At 61.4% G+C, this 17,494-nt stretch carries 14 protein-coding genes; 10 read left to right on the plus strand and 4 right to left on the minus strand.

The features are described from left to right. Positions 1 to 42 precede the first annotated feature (42 nt). From WA070_RS17275 to WA070_RS17285, 3 genes are all read right to left on the minus strand, one after another. Complete coding sequence (locus WA070_RS17275; RefSeq protein WP_422635143.1) at positions 43 to 321, minus strand: HTH domain-containing protein; 279 nt, start codon at positions 319 to 321, stop codon at positions 43 to 45. A gap of 250 nt (positions 322 to 571) precedes the next feature. Continuing rightward, positions 572 to 1,357 (minus strand): hypothetical protein, encoded by a 786-nt coding sequence (locus WA070_RS17280; protein ID WP_422635144.1) that lies wholly within the window; start codon positions 1,355 to 1,357, stop codon positions 572 to 574. Next, a complete protein-coding gene (locus WA070_RS17285; protein ID WP_422635145.1) occupies positions 1,357 to 2,793 on the minus strand; it encodes a deoxyguanosinetriphosphate triphosphohydrolase family protein in 1,437 nt (478 codons plus the stop codon). Before WA070_RS17285 ends, WA070_RS17280 begins: the two co-directional genes overlap by 1 nt. Positions 2,794 to 3,352: 559 nt before the next feature. Between WA070_RS17285 and WA070_RS17290 the strand changes: the two genes are divergently transcribed. The 4 genes from WA070_RS17290 (at position 3,353) to WA070_RS17305 (ending at position 9,916) form a co-directional block, all read left to right on the plus strand. Beyond that, on the plus strand, positions 3,353 to 4,867 hold the full coding sequence (locus WA070_RS17290) for a hypothetical protein (protein WP_422635146.1): 1,515 nt from the start codon (positions 3,353 to 3,355) through the stop codon (positions 4,865 to 4,867). A gap of 114 nt (positions 4,868 to 4,981) precedes the next feature. Continuing rightward, on the plus strand, positions 4,982 to 5,233 hold the full coding sequence (locus tag WA070_RS17295; protein ID WP_422635147.1) for a hypothetical protein: 252 nt from the start codon (positions 4,982 to 4,984) through the stop codon (positions 5,231 to 5,233). Positions 5,234 to 5,512: 279 nt separating this feature from the next. Next, complete coding sequence (locus WA070_RS17300) at positions 5,513 to 5,794, plus strand: hypothetical protein (RefSeq protein WP_422635148.1); 282 nt, start codon at positions 5,513 to 5,515, stop codon at positions 5,792 to 5,794. Positions 5,795 to 5,869: 75 nt separating this feature from the next. Further along, the gene (locus WA070_RS17305; RefSeq protein ID WP_422635149.1) at positions 5,870 to 9,916 is read left to right on the plus strand and encodes a hypothetical protein; all 4,047 of its coding nucleotides are present in this window, start codon (positions 5,870 to 5,872) and stop codon (positions 9,914 to 9,916) included. Positions 9,917 to 10,143: 227 nt separating this feature from the next. On the opposite strand, the gene WA070_RS17310 is transcribed toward WA070_RS17305, so the two are convergent. Continuing rightward, positions 10,144 to 11,148, minus strand: coding sequence for a phospholipase D-like domain-containing protein (locus tag WA070_RS17310; RefSeq protein WP_422635150.1), 1,005 nt, complete (start codon positions 11,146 to 11,148; stop codon positions 10,144 to 10,146). A 493-nt stretch (positions 11,149 to 11,641) separates the two neighbouring features. Here WA070_RS17310 and WA070_RS17315 point away from each other — a divergent pair, with 493 nt between their 5' ends. The 6 genes from WA070_RS17315 to WA070_RS17340 form a co-directional block, all read left to right on the plus strand. Further along, on the plus strand, positions 11,642 to 12,478 hold the full coding sequence (locus WA070_RS17315) for an AraC family transcriptional regulator (protein ID WP_422635151.1): 837 nt from the start codon (positions 11,642 to 11,644) through the stop codon (positions 12,476 to 12,478). 121 nt (positions 12,479 to 12,599) lie between these two features. After that, positions 12,600 to 13,520 (plus strand): SDR family NAD(P)-dependent oxidoreductase, encoded by a 921-nt coding sequence (locus WA070_RS17320; protein ID WP_422635152.1) that lies wholly within the window; start codon positions 12,600 to 12,602, stop codon positions 13,518 to 13,520. A 2-nt stretch (positions 13,521 to 13,522) separates the two neighbouring features. Beyond that, a complete protein-coding gene (locus tag WA070_RS17325) occupies positions 13,523 to 14,287 on the plus strand; it encodes a hypothetical protein (RefSeq protein WP_422635153.1) in 765 nt (254 codons plus the stop codon). A 2-nt stretch (positions 14,288 to 14,289) separates the two neighbouring features. After that, positions 14,290 to 15,357, plus strand: coding sequence for a Gfo/Idh/MocA family oxidoreductase (locus WA070_RS17330; protein WP_422635154.1), 1,068 nt, complete (start codon positions 14,290 to 14,292; stop codon positions 15,355 to 15,357). 427 nt (positions 15,358 to 15,784) lie between these two features. Beyond that, the gene (locus WA070_RS17335) at positions 15,785 to 16,654 is read left to right on the plus strand and encodes a tyrosine-type recombinase/integrase (protein ID WP_422635155.1); all 870 of its coding nucleotides are present in this window, start codon (positions 15,785 to 15,787) and stop codon (positions 16,652 to 16,654) included. Positions 16,655 to 16,663: 9 nt separating this feature from the next. Then, on the plus strand, positions 16,664 to 17,494 hold an 831-nt coding region (locus tag WA070_RS17340; RefSeq protein WP_422635156.1), incomplete at its 3' end, for an IS91 family transposase.

The following is a 17,494-nucleotide window of genomic DNA, read 5'->3' on the forward strand; positions in this document are numbered from 1 at the left end:
GGCTACGCCCTCCCTACGCCGCGCGCAGCGCAAGGAAGCCCGTCACATCAACGCTCCGCCATCCTGACAGGGGGTCCCTTTTGCGCGCCGATAAGGGGTCCCGTTTGCACGCCGATTGACACCGAAGGCCCAACCAGATGCGAGGCGCCGAGCGGTGATCGAATGCCCCTTGCCACGCAAAAAGCTGACATCGCGATTGATCGTCGCCTCGGAAACTCCGAGCGCCTTTGCAAGGGCTGCAGCCGAACGCCCGCCGGTCTCGATGAGCGCCAGCAGGGCTTCATGCCTCTCCGCGATAGCCAAACTCCGATCGTACGGCACACTTTCTCCCCAAGTCTATCATGAATCGATAGACTCGCCGTGCGGAGAAGGCAAGAACGTTCAGAGAACGCTAGAATAGCGTTCACGCCATCATCCTCCACATCGCTCTGGCCCGAATCCGCCACGGGACATTGATCGATAAGCTGAGGTTTCGGCGGGAGCGCTATGCCGATCGTCACCAACGCGGCGGTTACGAGATGGGGCGGGTCTTCGCCAACCATCCCCGATGCCTTCAACCTTGATTAGATCGCTAGGTGCGCAGGTCTCGCAGTCCGGGAAGGATGAGCTGCTCGTTTGCAGCGGTGTTCAGCAAACTGGTCAGTTGATCGGCGAGCAGCGCGGCCTTGAGCTCGGCCGCTCCATCGAAGGCTTGAGTCACCGGGCTCTGGAAGAGGCCTGCCTCGGTGTCGGCGATCGATCGGAATGAAGCCTCATCGAGATGATCGTCGATGAAGGTTCGAAGAGTTTCGCCCGGCCGAAACCCCCACAGCAGTATCCTGCGCGCGGCGCGCAGCAGGTTGCCTTCGACGGACGGGTTGGGGAGGAGGTTGATGTCGATGGTTCGTGCGCGCAGGCGCGGCAGGTAGTCCGGCGAGGCATGAACTGTCTTCGCCCTATAGTCGTAGCAGACCGCATCGCAATCGAAGAACGTCGTCTTCGGAATGTCGCTCAGCTCGGCAACGGGAACGTGACCGTTGGTCGAGGCCCAAGTCGTGCCGAGTGCCCAGAAATCGATCTTCCAAAGATCGCTCTTCCAGCCGAAGCCGCCGAACCGATTGGGCGTGGCTTCAAGTCTCCCCGCCAACTCGGTGACCTTTTCCACTTCGCCGTCAATTACGATGTCGATATCCGATCTAAAGCCGACCTTGCCCTTCCGGGCAAGATCGCGAACGAGTCCGCCGACAATCGCGATGCGGTCGAAGTCCTTGAGCTCAACGTTCAGGAATTCGCGAAGGGCCTTGTGCGGCGAGCCGGCCTCCCTGAAATACCTGTAGATCCGATTCTTAAGCAGCGGGATGCTAGCGGCGACACTCATTAGCTCAGGCTCTTGATGTCGTTCCAGAGCTTAATAGTGAACGTGTCCGTCATACCGGACAGCATGTCCGTCAACAGCCGAAGTTCGCGATAGCGGATTGACCCAGCGATCCCCTTTTCGGCGCACCGGAGCGCGTCCTCAAGGTAGTTCTGGCTGATGAGGGCGAATACGTATTTGTTCTTTGCCCCGCGACGTTTCGCGTTGAGATCGTCGAAGTCCTTCGGCTTGCGGTCGCTGATCGCATCCCAGAACGCCGTCATCAAGCCATCGAGCGCCTCTGCGCCCATCGTCTCCATTTTGAGCACCGCTGGGTTGTTGAAGGCATATTGCCGAGCGATCCCTTTCAGCGTGTCGCAGAAGCCGTTCTTTTCCATGAGCGGCGTCGTGTGCGAGAAGTTGTTGATGGCTTTACCGTTTTTGACGAAGGCGTTGCTCGCGTCGCTTATCAGCGCCTCGATAAAAAAAGCCCGGAGGTATCCGATCTTGATGTCCCGGGCGACCTCAGGACGGCGTTTGTCGGCGTTGACGCGCTTGAACGCCCCCAGTGCCCTTTTTACTACGGCATGCTTTTTCGTGCGGCTATCGTTAATTAGGATCGCCATGACGTCGTCCGGCGATATCACCGCTTTCTTCATCGCGTCATCCACGTCGAGGACTGAGTAGGCGATGTCGTCGCATGCTTCCATGATCCAGGTAAGCGGATGGCGCTGTCCCTCCTCGAGCCCCGTTTCCTTCCGAAGCCAGTCGACCAGCGGCTGTTCGGAGAGGAAGTAACCGTGTTTCTTGGCGATGAGGTTCTTGTCATCCTGGTTGGGCGCGCCAACCGGATACTTGATCGTCGCCGCCAGTGTAGCGGCGGTCAGGTCGAGACCCGAGTGCGAAATCGACGTTTGCAGCTTGGCGAGCAGCCGGATAGTCTGCGGATTGCCGTCGAAGCTAGTGAACTCCTTGCGGTAATCGCTCTCTATCTCGACGGGCAGATCCGCTCCGTCCTCGCTTATCTTTGTGAAGATCCAGTCCTGATGACGTCCGAACCAGCGACCGATGGCGGTCTCGCCTTGGTGCCCGAAGGGTGGATTTCCGAGATCGTGCGCGAGACCTATCGCTGAGAGCATTGGCTGGACGACGTGATGTACGTCCGCATCGCCAAAGAGCGACGCATCGTCGTGGTGGACGTGGGTGCCGATCGATCGGGCGAGATTCGCGACCTCGTGCGAGTGGGTGAGGCGGGTCCTGACGCCGTCATTCTCGTCCATCGGCCAAACTTGTGTCTTGTCCGAGAGGCGCCGCACAGGCGTCGAGAATAGCAGGCGGTCATAGTCCTGCTGATAGCGCGAGCGGACGGCTTCCACGGTGTCGGCATCGATCTGCTGCTCGACGGAAGGCGTCGGATCGTTTCGATTCGCCCATCGGTGCTTGGACCACAGGTCCGCCATATCACTACTCCACCAGCTTCCATTGGCCCGAATGGGCGTGAGTGCTCGCTACTCCAGAGGGAACCGAATTTCCAGATCGGTGATAACCGCATTCGCTGGCACCTTAGTGGCATTGGCGATTCTAACGAAGGCAGCTCAGCACGCTAGTCGGCCTGAAAACTGCCGGTCAACAAGCGGCCGTTTCGCACGCCAGCCAGATCGGAAAGCGGACCATCGGCACCTGAAGGACCGAGAATCTAAGGCTGAAAATCTGGGATGGGTCGAGTTTAACGGAAATGCCAACATAGCCGCCGTCCAACGATGCCTGTCGAAACCCTGATAGCGGCCGCTGATTCAGCTGAGCCGGTTGAGAAACATCGCTTTCAATTCCATGGCGCCGGCGAACTGCGACTTCCGGCAGAAAAGCCGGTCGGTTCGCTCACGCGAATTCTTGGGGGACTAAGTATCGTCTTTGCCTGAACATAGACGGATGGCATAGGAGGGCTTCGGTCGAGGTATGCCATGTCCTTCATTCTGGATGCCTTGTATCTCCGTACCAGAGGGCAAAAGGGGCAACAATTTGGGTGAATGGACACCGGAGGCAGGTGCGGCAATCGACCTTTGCTCGGATTGGGCGCACGAGGTTAGCGAGGCCATCCCTTGCGATATCTACCTTTTCGGCAGCGCCATTTATCAGGATGGGGATCAGTTCGATGCCCAACTGAGCGATCTCGATATCGTTGTTAAGTTTCACCAGGATATTGAGGCCACGGATCGAGCGAAGAGAATCGATCAGCTACGCGGCTACAAAATGATGCTCGAGCTACGCATGGTGCCGCACCTTCACCGTACGAATTGCGAGGATGCGGGAGTGAGCGTCGTTCCCATCACGTCGCTCGAACTCCTGGCAAACATTCACAAGAGCAAATCACGCCACTTTTTCACTAGGAACGTATTTTTGGACCTCCTGACAGAGGAGGAGTCGATCAGCATTCCAACGGCGGGCACCTGTTCGATACAGGACGAGGCTCGTCAGGCCCTGGAATATGCGCAGGACGTTCGGAATCATTTCCTCGCGATCAGCGCAAACAGAACGGGCGGGTTGTCACCGTTCGATGGACCAGATCCGCTGCCCAAGGCGCTCGCGCGCACAGCAGCACAGTTAGTCCCGGAGATTGAGGCCGGCGGTTGGTATGACACACGATATGGCCTTGAATATATATGGGATGAATTGACGCGGAGGCAAAGCGAATCAACTGAACTTAACCAACTTCATCGAAAAATCTCGATCAGGCGGGGCGGGCGCGGTCATCGCCAACCCCTCTCGGATTTCGATCAGCTATTGCTTGCCGAAATCCTGCATGACCGCGCCTCATCATTCCCCTTAGAGCCGATGGCTACCTGGGAGATTCGGTTCGGGGGAACTACCCTGAGCGCCGGTGAGCGCGAGCGACTGTTGGAGGAATTGCGCCTTCTTGTGCCCGATGCGGAGGTGCTCGGCGTATTCGAAGGGAGCATTGTCGTCAGGCTGCGCAGCTCGAAGCGCAGCTTCTCGACGATGGGCCGGCTTTTGGACCTCCAGATCCTACCTCGCTTCTTCAAGGTCGAGAAGGTCGACCTTCTCGATATCGAGAATGGGGAGAGGATCGCCGGCTTCAGTGCGCACGGCATCGTTGAACGCATCGCCGAGCGCATTTCGGATTGGCGCCCTCAATCGCATGAAAAGTCGGCTGAGATCGAAGGCAGTTTGGCTCGGTGGCTTCTAGATTGGCTAGGCAATGATGATCAACTCTCTGCGGCCACGCTGGCTCGGGAAGCACTCATTGGCGAGTTCGATCGTCCGCTGCGCGCGGACATTCTCCTACAATTCCCCCAATTCGGCGGCGACCAGCGCGTCGTTATCGAACTAGTGCGGGTGAGGCATCGCAGGGATTTTTTCTCCCAGCTCGGTCGAGCGCAGCGCCTCGGCGTCCCGACCATACTCGTGTTGGTAGGGGAGGTAGATCAACTCGCCAGGCTACAGTCAGACATTCGGGCGCTTTCTGCCGTCGATGCAAACATCAGGGTTGTGCCGGTGGCCCTGGATAATGGCTAGTTGACATGGTCCTCATGTTTGGTTCGGGTGTGAGCTCAGCAGCGACGAAAATTCGCGATGGATTTGATCAGGACGCGGGCAATTCTCGATAGCCCATCGGTAGCAACCTTCGCTATGAAGCACATCACGGGGGATTGGCGTTGGCAACTCGGCTGCCTGTCCTCACTTTGCGATCCTATTCGGGAAAGCCGGGGCACGAGCGGCAGCGTTCCACGTCAGCTCAATCAACACCTGCCGTTCCGGACTGTCGACGAGGAGAGCCTTCCGGGGTTCAATAGCCTGCTCATAGAACCGGGACCGGACCGGGCACATTTCGATCCCTACTGGCCCGAAGACGAAGAATATTATTCTAGCGTCGAGGACTGAGTGGCCTAACGGTAGCGCGCCACCCTCAAAATGCGATAGCGGACGGTCTGCATCTGGATACCGGAATTTGATCTTCGAGCGTCCGGCTAGGGTCGGCAGCGGCGGAATTGCGCCAAAATCGGACGCTCTGACAGTTATCTGTAACCTCCATATGCGGACATGAATCGCGCGCGTGAGCAGACACGCCAGTCGTGCTACACGAAAAGGCATGGCCGCACGTCAACGAGGCCAGCAAGTTTGGGAGACGGACCAATAAGTGGCCGGCCAGAGAGGGCTTCAGTGTCGAACGACCTAGACGAGTTCATCCAGCTTGACCGCACCTTCCATGACCTCGCCCTGAGCGAGGAGGAGGGAAAGGACGCCGAGCTTTTCCGGCTGATGCGCCGGGAAAAGCCCGCGCAGTGGCCCGACCTGCTCGCCGAGCCGCGCGTCGTGCTGCTTTCCGAGGCGGGGTCCGGGAAGACGGAGGAGATCAGGCATGTCTGCCGGGATCTCCGGCACTGCGGGCAGCGTGCCTTCTTCCTCCGCATCGAGCACCTGGCGCTCGACTTCAACGGGTAGTTCGAGGAAGGGACACCGGAGGAATTCGAGGATTGGATCGCGTCCGGCGACGACGGCTGGCTGCTCCTCGACTCCGTGGACGAGGCACGGCTGAAGGATCCCAAGGACTTCGAGCGGGCGATAAGGACGATCGGCCGCAAGCTGCGCGGCGGCCTGCAGCGCGCGCACATCGTCATCACCAGTCGGGGCGAAGCATGGCGGCCTAAGACCGATCTCCTGCTCTGCGAGGCCAATCTGCCCTGGACCCCGCCGGTGACCGCGCCCGGCGAAGACCAAGAATCGGACGAAGCTGTCACCACCACCGACGGTGCAAACTCGCAGCAGCGCAAGTCGGTCTTCCGCATGGTCGCGCTCGATGACCTCGCCGGCACCCAGGTCGATCGCTTCGCGGAAGCGAAGGGCGTCATCGACCTCGCCGCGTTCAGGAAGGCGCTGGACCGCGCGGAGGCGTGGTCGTTCACGACCCGGCCGCTCGATCTCGCCGAGACGATCGAGTTCTGGCTTGCGAACGGCCGCGTCGGCTCGCGGATCGAGCTGCTGCGCGCGAGCATCGACAAGCGTCTCGAGGAGCGCGACCAGGACCGTGCAGACGCCAACCCGATCTCGAAGGAACGCATTCGCGCAGGTGCACGCCTCGTCGCCGCGGCGTCCACCTTTGCCAAGGAATCGGCGGTACGCGTCCCAGACGGACAAAAGAACGACCGCGGCCTCGACATAAGGCAGGTCCTGACCGACTGGGACGACGCTGACTGCCGCAAGCTACTCACCAGGCCGATCTTCGACGAAGGCATCTACGGTACTGTCCGCTTTCACCATCGGTCGGTCCGCGAGTTCCTGACTGCAGAATGGCTTCATTCGCTGCTGGTCGACCAAGGTTCGCGCGCGCGCGTCGAGAACCTATTCTTCCGCCGGCAATACGGCGTTGAGGTCGTCGTCCCGACGATGCGGCCGATCCTACCTTGGCTGGCGATCCTGGACCAGCGGATCCTCGAACGGGTCATGCGCCTCGCCCCCGAGGTCCTCTTCGAGGGCGGCGATCCCGCGCAGTTGCCGCTCGAGACGCGGATCCAGATCCTCCGGGAATCCTGCGAGCAGCTCGCCCAGCCAGTGCATGGCCGCAGCATCACCGAATACTCGGCCGTGCAGCGCTTCACCAACCCGGATCTCGCCAACGTCATCCGAGAGCTCCTCGAGAAACATAAGGACGACGACGACATCGTCTGGTTCCTTGTGCGGATGGTCCAACAGGGCGGCATCGCCGCGCTCGCCGACAAGGCGAAGCACTTCGCCCTTACGTCGCGGTCGAAATACACGCGCATCGCCGCCATCCGGGCCATCGTCGAGGTGGGGACGCCTGAGGACGTCGCCGACGTCCGTATGGCGTTCGTCGCGGAGCCGCCGCCGCTGCGGCGCGAATGGCTGGGCGAGCTTCTGGACGGGCTCGGCAATGCGCCGGCCGATGTGGATTGGCTCCTCTCGGCCCTAGCGGCCACCGAACCCAAGGAGCAGTTCGAGACCGATCCGCTCGCCGACGCGCTGTCCGGATACGTGGCATCGCTCCCGCCTTCATCGCTCGCGGCCCTGCTGGAGGGGATCAGCAAGCTGTTGAACCGGAAGCCCGTGGTCGAGCAGCGCCACTGCGAGATCTCCAAGCGGTACAGCTGGCTTGGGCAGGCCGCCGGTCAGATCATTGTGAAGATGATTCAGGGCCGCAATCCGGAGACGCTCAAGAAGTCGGCACTGTCGGTGTTGCGGAAACTCCCGATCGCCGAGGACTATGGCCGCGGCCTGTTCGAGGAGATCCGCAAGGTTCTGCCGGAACTGGTCCAGGCGTGGCCCGAGCTCAACCGCGCGTTGTTCTGGTACTCCGTCGCTGAGGAGCGTTCGCGGAAGCGTAAGAGCGACGAACGTCTGACCGATTACTGGCTCGTGTCGATCTTCGGTTCCTATTGGGCGTTCGGCGGACCGGACTTCGACTACGTGGCCCAGCAGATCACCGGACGGCCGCTCAAAGACGACAAGCTGACGGCCCTCACGCTCGCGGTCGCGCTGTACTACCAGAACGGCCGGCTCCGTGCCTGGCGGGACCGTCTAAAGAAGGCCGCGACGATCGACCCAGAGGTCGAGGCGGAACTCGCGAAGCTGCTCAACCCACCCAAGGGGGTCGGCGCCGAATTCAAGCGGCAGCAGGCAGCATGGAAGCGCGACTCAGACCGTCGGGCCGCGAAAGAGGCGAAGGCGAAGGAGAGGGCGAAGGAGATCCTTGCGGGTCGCATCGCCACCGTCCGGAACTTCGGCCGACCGGGCTTGGTGTCACAAGACCAGGCCTATCTCCACAACCAGATGCGGAACAGCGACGGTCAGCATAACCGCTGGACAGACGGGAACTGGCGCTCCCTCATAGACGAGTTTGGCGAAGACCTCGCGGAGGCGTTCCGCGACGGTGCGGTCGGCTATTGGCGGCAGAACATACCGAAGCTCCGTTCCGAAGGCGCAGCCGCCAACACGACGCCCTTCACGACGATATTCGGGCTCACCGGCCTCTCGATCGAGGCCCGGGAGACCGAGGACTGGCCATCCGGCCTGAACGCGGACGAGGCGGAGATCGCCACCCGCTACGGCCTCCAGGAGCTGAATGGCTTTCCGACCTGGCTGCCGCAGCTCAACAAGGCGTTCCCCTCGCAGGTCGTCGACGTCATCCGCCGCGAGATCATGCAGGAGCTATCCACCGAGATGGCCGAGGGCGACAGCCACTACGCGCTCTACGACGTCAGTTGGAGCGGCGACTGGGTATGGGACCAGATCGCTGCGGACCTACTGCCAGCGATACGCGCCAAGCGGCTCAACACCAGGAACCTCGGCTACCTGTTGGCGATCATCAACCGCTCGTCGGTGGATGACAAGACGATCGCCGCGATCGCGTCCCGGAAGGCAAATGCCACCCGCAACCTGACCTTCTCCCCGATCTGGTTCGCGACATGGGTCGGCGTCGACCCGGATGCAGCGATCCCCGCGCTCGCGGCCCGCTTCGCCGGCTTAAACGATCCCGCAGAGCAGACGAAGCTGGCGCTCGTCTTCGTCGTCGCCCTGCTCGGCGGCCGTTCGCAGGAGGGCCGCGCGCGCCAGGGTTTCCGCACGGTCGAGCACATGAAGTCGCTCTACCTCCTGATGGCCCGCTACATACGGCAGGAGGATGACATCGAGCGTGCCGGCAAGGGCGTCTATTCGCCGGGCCTGCGTGACGACGCGCAGGACGCGCGCAACGCGCTCATCGCCTTCATCCGCGAGACGCCCGGCAAGCCGGCGTTCCTCGCGCTGCTCGAGATGGCGCGCGCGCATCCCGATGAGGGAAGCAGACCTTGGATGGGCTTCCACGCGAAGGCGAAGGCCGCGGCCGATGCGGACGTCGACGCCTGGACCCCAGCGCAGGTACGCGAGTTCGGAAAGTCCCTCGTCGCGACGCCCGCGAACCACCGCGAGCTCTGGTATCACGCCGCCGACAAGCTCGACGCGCTGAAGCACGACCTCGAGAACGGCGATTCCTCGATCGCATCGATACTGCAGGCGGTCGATCAGGAGACGGAGTTCCGAAAGTTCATCGGCGGATGGTGCCGCGACCACGCCGCCGGACGCTACGTTGTCCCGCAGGAAGAGGAACTAGCGGACGCGAAGCGGCCGGACCTCCGCTTCTTCGGGGTCGGCTTCGATGCACCCGTGCCGGCCGAGCTGAAGCTGGCAGACAAATGGACCGGACCGCACCTCTTCGAACGACTCGAGGTCCAGCTGTGCGGCGACTATCTGCGCGACGTCAGGTCAAGCCGCGGCATCTTCCTTTTGATCTACCTCGGCACGAAGTCGTATTGGGATCTGCCCAACGGCCGACGGGCCGACACATTCGAAATGCTGGTCGACGAGCTCCAGCGCCACTGGACGCTCATCTCCAACGACTACCCCGGCGTCGAGGACATACGCGTCATCGGGATAGATCTGACCCAGCGCGGCATCGACACCAAGGCGACCAAGGCCGCGAAAGCCGCCAAGAAGGCGGCGAAGATATCGGGGAAAATGGCGAAACCAAGCTCGGAAAAGGACCAAAAAAAAGGAAAGAAGCGAGGACAGTAGAAGCGCGGTGCGACCGAGCGCCACCGAACGTCCAGCTCATTGGATCGTTTGCTGAAAGCGGCCGGTCTGCAGCCGGCCAGTCTTGGGTCTCCGGATTGGAAAGGCTGCCGGTCTGCACCTGGGAACCGAAAATCGAGTGCTGAACGGCTGACATGGGTCGGAATCGGCGGAATCTGGCACAATTTTACTTGACCGACCCTCGGGTAAGAATGACGAGCAGCGTCGGATCACAACGATTTGTCAATGAACGCGACCACCTGCGCGATTGGTACAGGCGCATCCCTGGATCGCTTGAACAAAGCCTTGCCATGCTGTTCCAGTAAAGCCCGTTCCTCTTTGTCGGGGCGGAACATTTTTCCACCAACGACGATCGGGCCGCGCAGCGCTGGGACGAGGTCGTTCTCTGGGTAGCCGTCGTCGTCGACGACCGCGATCCTAATTCCGAGCGAACGCGCCGTACCGCGATATTTGGGGGCCTCGCCCTTGCACGAGACATCGATCAGCCAAGCTGGTTCCGGCATTCGCCCCAACTGATAGCCCCAAGCATTCTTAATCGATGCGGCATCAAAGGCGCTATCGGGCAATCCGGTCGCATTCTTCTGGAACGCGCCGAGGGCACCCTTAGCATTCTTGCTCAGGCCATCGTCATAGACCGCGATGTAAACATCCGCGAACGCCGCCGGCATTTTGCGCACTGCTTCGAACAGGCTGAGGTCATCGGCGGTTAGCGCGACGAACGGCGGTAGCTTCGCGCGCCGCGCCTTGGCCCGCTTGATGTCGACGGCACGGACCGGAACGGCCTCATCGCTGTCCCATAGGGTTTCGAATTCGGCGAGCACGCTGGCGACAAAACCCGCGTCGCCACTTGCGACATTGAGCTCGACCCAGCCCTGCGCCTCCTTTCCCTCCACCGTCAGGCCATTTGTTGAAGCATTGGACGAGCCGACGATTGCCACGGCACCGGTCGCGTATAGCTTCGCGTGGAGCCGGCGATGGGTTCGCAGCTTCACTTTGTGCTTGCGCAGTTCTTCGATCACGAAGGGATTGCACCCCGGATGATCCAGATTGCAGATCACGCGGACAGCATGCCCGACGTCCAGCCCGAGGAGCTTGACCGCTCCCTTCCCCCAGAAGGGTACTGCAATTACCGCAGACTTTGCACGTTTCAGTGCCTTGCGGAATGCGGGCGCAAGCTCGTGCTCACGAAGTAGCTCGATAATATCACCAGCCATCTCGCCCTCCCGGCGCAAAGCTGCTGGACAAAAAGTGCAGCCAGCGTCTCAACTCCTTTAGGACAGTAAGCGATGTGGGCCAACCGGCGTTGTCGAGCTGCCGGAAAAGCGGAACGTCCGGAACTGGGTATCGAAAATCGGGTGCTGAGTGGCCGATTTGGTCGACACCGGTAGGCCGCATTTTGGGACATTTCTGCCGGTCGGCGCCGCGACTGTGAACGACCGGTTATGCCGAAACCGACCATTCGTGGAGCCGAGTAAGCCCTCTCTTTAACGTCGGGGCTTGCGGACAGTCCTGACTGTCTCCTCAGCGCCACAAAAAAGTTGAAGCGGACATTCGTTCACATCCCGCCTACCGCCAAGCAAAGCGTATTACAGGTGACTGCGGAAAAGAATTGCCAATCATGCGGAAGCGATGACAACTGTGCAGGTTCCCAACACAGAGCGCAAGGGCCGGATAGACTGGCCCGCTCATGGCCGAATGGATGCTTGGATGCGCAGTTCTGGGGACAGTGACCTTGCCGTAGGTAACGAAGCGTTCAATCCGCATACCGTGCCGCGCGCGGTGTCTGCCATCGGCATGGGGCATGATACCGGCGTTTCGGGCGAGCCACACACTCACCCCAAGGCCCAGCTGATTTTGGCAGTGCGCGGGATGGTCACTTGCGATGTGGCGGACGGGCTGTGGATGGTGCCGCCGCAATGCGCGCTGTGGATCCCCGGCGGGCTGGCGCATGCGGTGCGCTCTGTAGGTAATACGGAGTTGTACATGCTGTTCCTCGATCCGGACCTGGCCGTGGTGGCGCCGCTGGAATGTTGCACGGTATCAATCACGCCGCTGTTACGCGAACTGGTGATTGCGGCGACGAACCTGCCTCCGCTGTATGACCGCGATGGCGCGCCGGGGCGGCTAGTGCAGACCATGCTGGATGAATTGGCGGTGGCCCCGGTGGAACGGCTCCACCTTCCGCTGCCCGCCGATCCGCGGCTACGCAGGGTCGCCGATGCGCTGATTGCTGAACCAGCCAACCGCGCCACCATCAGCCACTGGGCCCGCCATGTGGTGATGAGTGAGCGCTCGCTGGTCCGGCTAGTACAGCGAGAGACCGGCATGACTTTTGGGGCGTGGCGCCAGCAATTCCAGATCATGCTGGCGCTTGAACGCCTTGCCGAAAGTGTCCCGGTGCAAACCGTGGCGCTGGAACTGGGTTATGAAAGTGCCAGCGCGTTCATCACCATGTTCAAAAAGGTGCTGGGCCAGCCGCCAGGCAAATATCTGGCAGCGAGAGAAGAACGCGAGGCGGCCGGGAAGCGAATGGCCGGCAACTGATCGTCCAGTTTGGCAGGTTTGCGCTATTTTATGTCCAACCTTCGTAATTTCTTGCACTCAGGCTTGGCGTAGAAGGCGTCCAGATGGCCAGATCGGCCGCATAAATCTGGAGGATGTTTATATGGCCAACATGCAGGATGCGGTCGCCGTTGTGACCGGCGGAGGACGCGGCATTGGGCGCGCCATTGCGCTAAAGTTGGCAGAAGCGGGGGCGGCTGTAATGGTCAGCGCGCGTTCGGCCAACGAAATTGAGGAAACCGCCGAATTGATCCGCGCCGCCGGTGGCCGGGCTGTCGCATGCCCCGCCGACGTGTCCGATCTCGATGCGGTGCGCAACATGCTCGCCGTGACCGAAGCGGCATTGGGCGCGCCCACCATCCTGATCAACAATGCCGGTGGCGGTGTCCCCAATTCCAGCGGCCCGTTCGAAAAGATCGAGCCCGAGGGCATGACCGCAGGGATCGAACGCAATCTGCTCGCCGCCATGCACATTTCGGGGCTGGTTCTGCCCGGGATGCTCGAGCGAAAATGCGGCCGCATCATCAACGTGGCCAGCGGTGCAGGCATGCTGGGCATGCCGTACATTGTCCCCTACAGCGTCGCCAAGACGGGCATCATCCGCTTCACCGAAATCCTGGCTGTCGAAATGCTCGGGCGCGGCGTTTCGGTATTTTCGATGACCCCGGGCAACGTCAACACCAAGCTGACCGAGCGCATGATGCCGGTACTCGAGCAGATGATTGCCGCCCCGCCGCCGGGCACGCCGTGGATCTATCCCCCGGGCCATGAACTGGAGGAGTGCGGCTGGTATCCGCCCGAGCGTGCTGGCGAACTGGTGGCCTTCCTTGCCTCGGGCAAGGCGGATTGCGTGAGCGGCTGCTTCTTCTCGGTACATTATGACGAGGCCGAGATCGTTGCGCAGGCCGAACGGGTGGCAGCAGAGCAGCTCTATATGCTGCGTATTCCCACGCTCAACGGCGTTGAACCCGCGCTGTATTATCGCCAGCCCGCCGACGTTCGCGCCGAAGCAGAGAAAGCCTGATCATGGCCCTTCCCGAAACACTGCTGCCCGCGCTGGGCAGTCAATATCCCAGTCGTCCGCGCATCATCTATCTGCTTAGCAAAAGGCATGAGGCCAGCGCCGAAGCCTTTGCAGCGGCGGTTGGCGCATGGCGCCGCGCCCAGTCTTTCGGGGTTGAGGCAGGCGCGGTGATTGCGCGGGCCGGGGTGGCGATTGCCGAGCGCGACGATGTCGCCGCACGCTTTGGCCCGGCAGGCAGCGAAGTGACGGGCATCGACGGCTATGTCTCACTTGAGCTGGAAAGCTATGCGGCGAGCGAGGCGGATTTCGACGCCCTGTTTGCCGCAGTACAAGGCTGCCTTGATCCGCTTGATGCGGTGGTTGACCGTGCCGCTTCCATCGCGCTGGCGGGGGTGGGGCTGCTGCCGATCCCGGGCTATGCGCCGCTGTCGATGATCCTGGTCCTCGACCGTCCGGCAGGGATGACGCATCTGCAATACAACACCTGGTGGGTGCATCACGGCTTTGACCACCGCCGCGGTTTTCCGGCGCAAGCTGGCTATCACCAGTTGCACAACGATCCCGCTTTCAACGCGCGCGCGGCGCAGGCGGCGGGCACCACGACCACGGACATGTGTATCACCGATATCATGTATCTGGGCGATCTGGGCGATGCCTTTGCCAGCGTGATTGACCGCAACAGTGAGGATGGCCGCGCCGTCTCGGCGGATATCGGCGCGCATGTTTCGGTTACCAAGGTACTTGGCAGCCTGTTCCAGGAAGTATGATTATGGCTCCGGTTCTTCGCCTCGGAATCGTTGGCGGCAATGCCACCCGGGCATGGGCGCATGATGCGCATCTGCCCGCGCTGCGCCGCTTGCCCCAATTCGCTATCACCGCAGTATCGGCCCGCACGCAGGATCTGGCAGAGGCGGCACGCGTCGCCTTTGGCGCTGAGCGGGCGTTCGGCGATTCGCTGGCACTGGTGCAGGATCCCGACATCGAGGTGGTGGCAGTAACGGTCAAGGTGCCGGAGCACCGCGCCATTGTTCTAGCAGCACTGGCGGCGGGCAAGCATGTCTATTGCGAATGGCCGCTGGGCCGCGATCTGGCTGAAGCGCGCGAGATCGCGGCGGCGGTGACACCGGCCAGCCACGTGATGATCGGATTGCAAGCGCTATCCTCGCCAGCGGTGCGCCATGCCGCCCGGCTTGTACGTGAAGGGCTGCTGGGCAAATTGAAGCTTTGCCGCGTGCTGTCACCAATGGCCGGCTGGGGCAATCAGGCGCCGCCGCATTTTGCCTATCTGCAAGACAAGCTGAACGGCGCGACGCTAGAAACCATTGGCGGCGGGCACACGCTGGCCGCGATTGAGGCGGTAGTGGGCCGCTATGTCGAAGTGGATGCGCGGACATCGATCCTGCAGCCGACCGTGCAGATCATGGGCACGCAGGATAGCGTGACGCGCACGTGCGCCGATCACATGCTGGTGCTGGGCCGCCATGACAGTGGCTGCGTTTCCACACTGGAAGTGACCGGCGCCGATTGCGAACATGGCTTCCGGTTTGAGCTTATCGGCGAAAAGGCGACAATCAAACTGACCAGCACGAACCCGCGCGGCTTCCAAACCGGAACGATTCACGTCGAAGCCAGCGTGGTCGCCGCGCCCGAACCGGATTTAGCCATAGCGGGGCTGGTGGCAGCGCCGGTGAATGTCTCGGAAGCCTATCTGCGACTGGCCGCCGACATTGCGGCGGACACCAGAACCGTCCCCGATTTCGACGACGCAGTACGACTGGCGAGTTTGCTGGAGGCGATCGATGACGCATCAACCCAAGGCATCAGACAGCAGGTCTAGGGGCTCAATAAGAGCAAATGCTTCACCGGGCGGTGCTCGGGAGCGGCCGTCCGGCAATTAAGCCGATGAATGCGTGGTAGCCGACAACTCATGCGGCCTCCACAGGGCGGGAGCACACGCATCTCTCTGTCGCCAAGACACCCTTGCTAGTTGCTCGGCAATTTCACGTCCTTAACATGATGGCAAACATAAGCCCAAACAATCTAAATCTTAGCGGTATGTCGGCCGTTGGAGCGCACAAGCATTTGGCATCAATGTTGGCAGGACGCGCCCTCCCGCCGAATTATTAGAGCGTCGAACCTGAAATCTGAATCGTAGAGGATTGAACAAACCCGCTGACGCGGGAGATGTGTAGGTATTGGCTGGAATGGCCTCCTGATGAGAAGGTTTGGTTGCTGAGACCAACCCCTGATCAGGAGACCACCCCATGGCTGATACCACAACAGCGGTTAGCCCGCTGCGCCGTCGTATGATCGACGACATGATGTTGCGCAACTTGTCGCCGGCTACCCAGCGTTCCTACCTTCACGCCGTCACGAAGTTCAGTCGTCACTTTGGACGTTCACCGGATCGGCTTGGGCTGGAGGATGTCCGGGCATTTCAGGTCTATCTCGTGTCGCAGGGGATTTCCTGGCCATCGCTGAACCAGACCGTGTGCGCATTGCGCTTTTTCTATGGGGTGACGCTGAACCGGGGCGAGATACCCGAGCGGATCGCCTATGCGCGCACGCCTCGCAAGCTGCCCGCGATCTTAAGTCCCGACGAGGTGGTACGCTTTCTTGAGGCGGTGCCGTCGTTGAAGTCCCGTGCCGCGCTGACCACTGCCTATGCTGCGGGACTGCGCGTATCGGAAGCGGTGAGCCTGAAGATTGGCGATATCGACAGCGACCGGATGCTGCTGCAGGTTCGCCACGGCAAGGGTGCCAAGGATCGCACAGTGATGCTTTCGGCTCAGTTGCTCGATATCCTGAGGACGTATTGGCGGCTGACCCGTCCGACCGACTGGTTATTCCCTGGTCGGGGCGAGAGGCCGATCGACGTGACTGTGCTCCATTCGGCGTGCCGGTCAGCCACCAAGGCGGCGGGGTTGACCAAGAAGGTCAGCGTGCACACGCTGCGCCACAGCTTTGCCACTCATTTGCTCGAGAGCGGCGTCGATATCCGCATTATCCAGGTGTTGTTGGGGCATAATAGTCTCTCGACGACAGCGCGCTATACCCAGGTTGCCACGACCACGATCGCTGCGGCGCAGAGCCCGCTCGACCGTTTGACGCTCGAGGTGGTGCCGCCCGCCTGAGCCGGGACCGTGCGTTCCGATCTGGAGGTGGCGGATATTTTCCGCCGCCATGGTCATGCCTATCGCCACGCCAACGACAGCCATCTTGGTCGCGTCGAGCGGCGCGTCATGTCTGCGATCGAGCTCTGCCGAACTGCTGCGCTTGGAGGTCACGTCGAGGCCTGCGAGGACTGCGCGCATGCCCGCGTCGCTTACAACTCTTGTCGCAACCGGCACTGCCCGAAGTGCCAGAGCACGACGCGCGAACGGTGGCTCGCTGACCGGCAAGCCGATCTGTTGCCAGTGCCCTATTTCCACGTCGTGTTCACGGTGCCGAGCGAAGTCGCCGAGATCGCGTTCCACAATAAGGCGGTTGTTTATGCGATCTTGTTTGACGCGGTCGCAGCGACGCTCAAGACCATCGCAGCCGATGCCAGGCACCTTGGTGGCGAGATCGGATTCCTGGCCATTCTTCACACGTGGGGGCAGGCGCTCACGCATCATCCGCACATTCACTGTCTCGTTCCGGGCGGCGCGCTTTGTTCGGATGGACAGTGGCGCGGCTGCCGACCGAACTTCTTCTTGCCCGTCCATGTCCTCTCACGCCTGTTCCGGCGACTATTCCTCGAAAGGCTCCAGGCGGCACATGCAGCCGGGCGGCTACGCTTCTCCGGCAAGCTGGATGAGTTAGATGACGCCGATGTCTTTGCCGGAGCGATCGCCAAGCTGCGGCGCAAAAACTGGATCGTCTATGCCAAGCCGCCGTTCGGATCGCCCGAACATGTCCTCGCCTATCTCGGTCGCTACACACACCGGGTCGCCATCGCCAACAGTCGCCTCGTCAGCGCTGACGAGACCAAG

The sequence above is a fragment of the Sphingobium sp. genome, from assembly GCF_049304695.1.
Classification (GTDB): Bacteria; Pseudomonadota; Alphaproteobacteria; order Sphingomonadales; family Sphingomonadaceae; genus Sphingobium.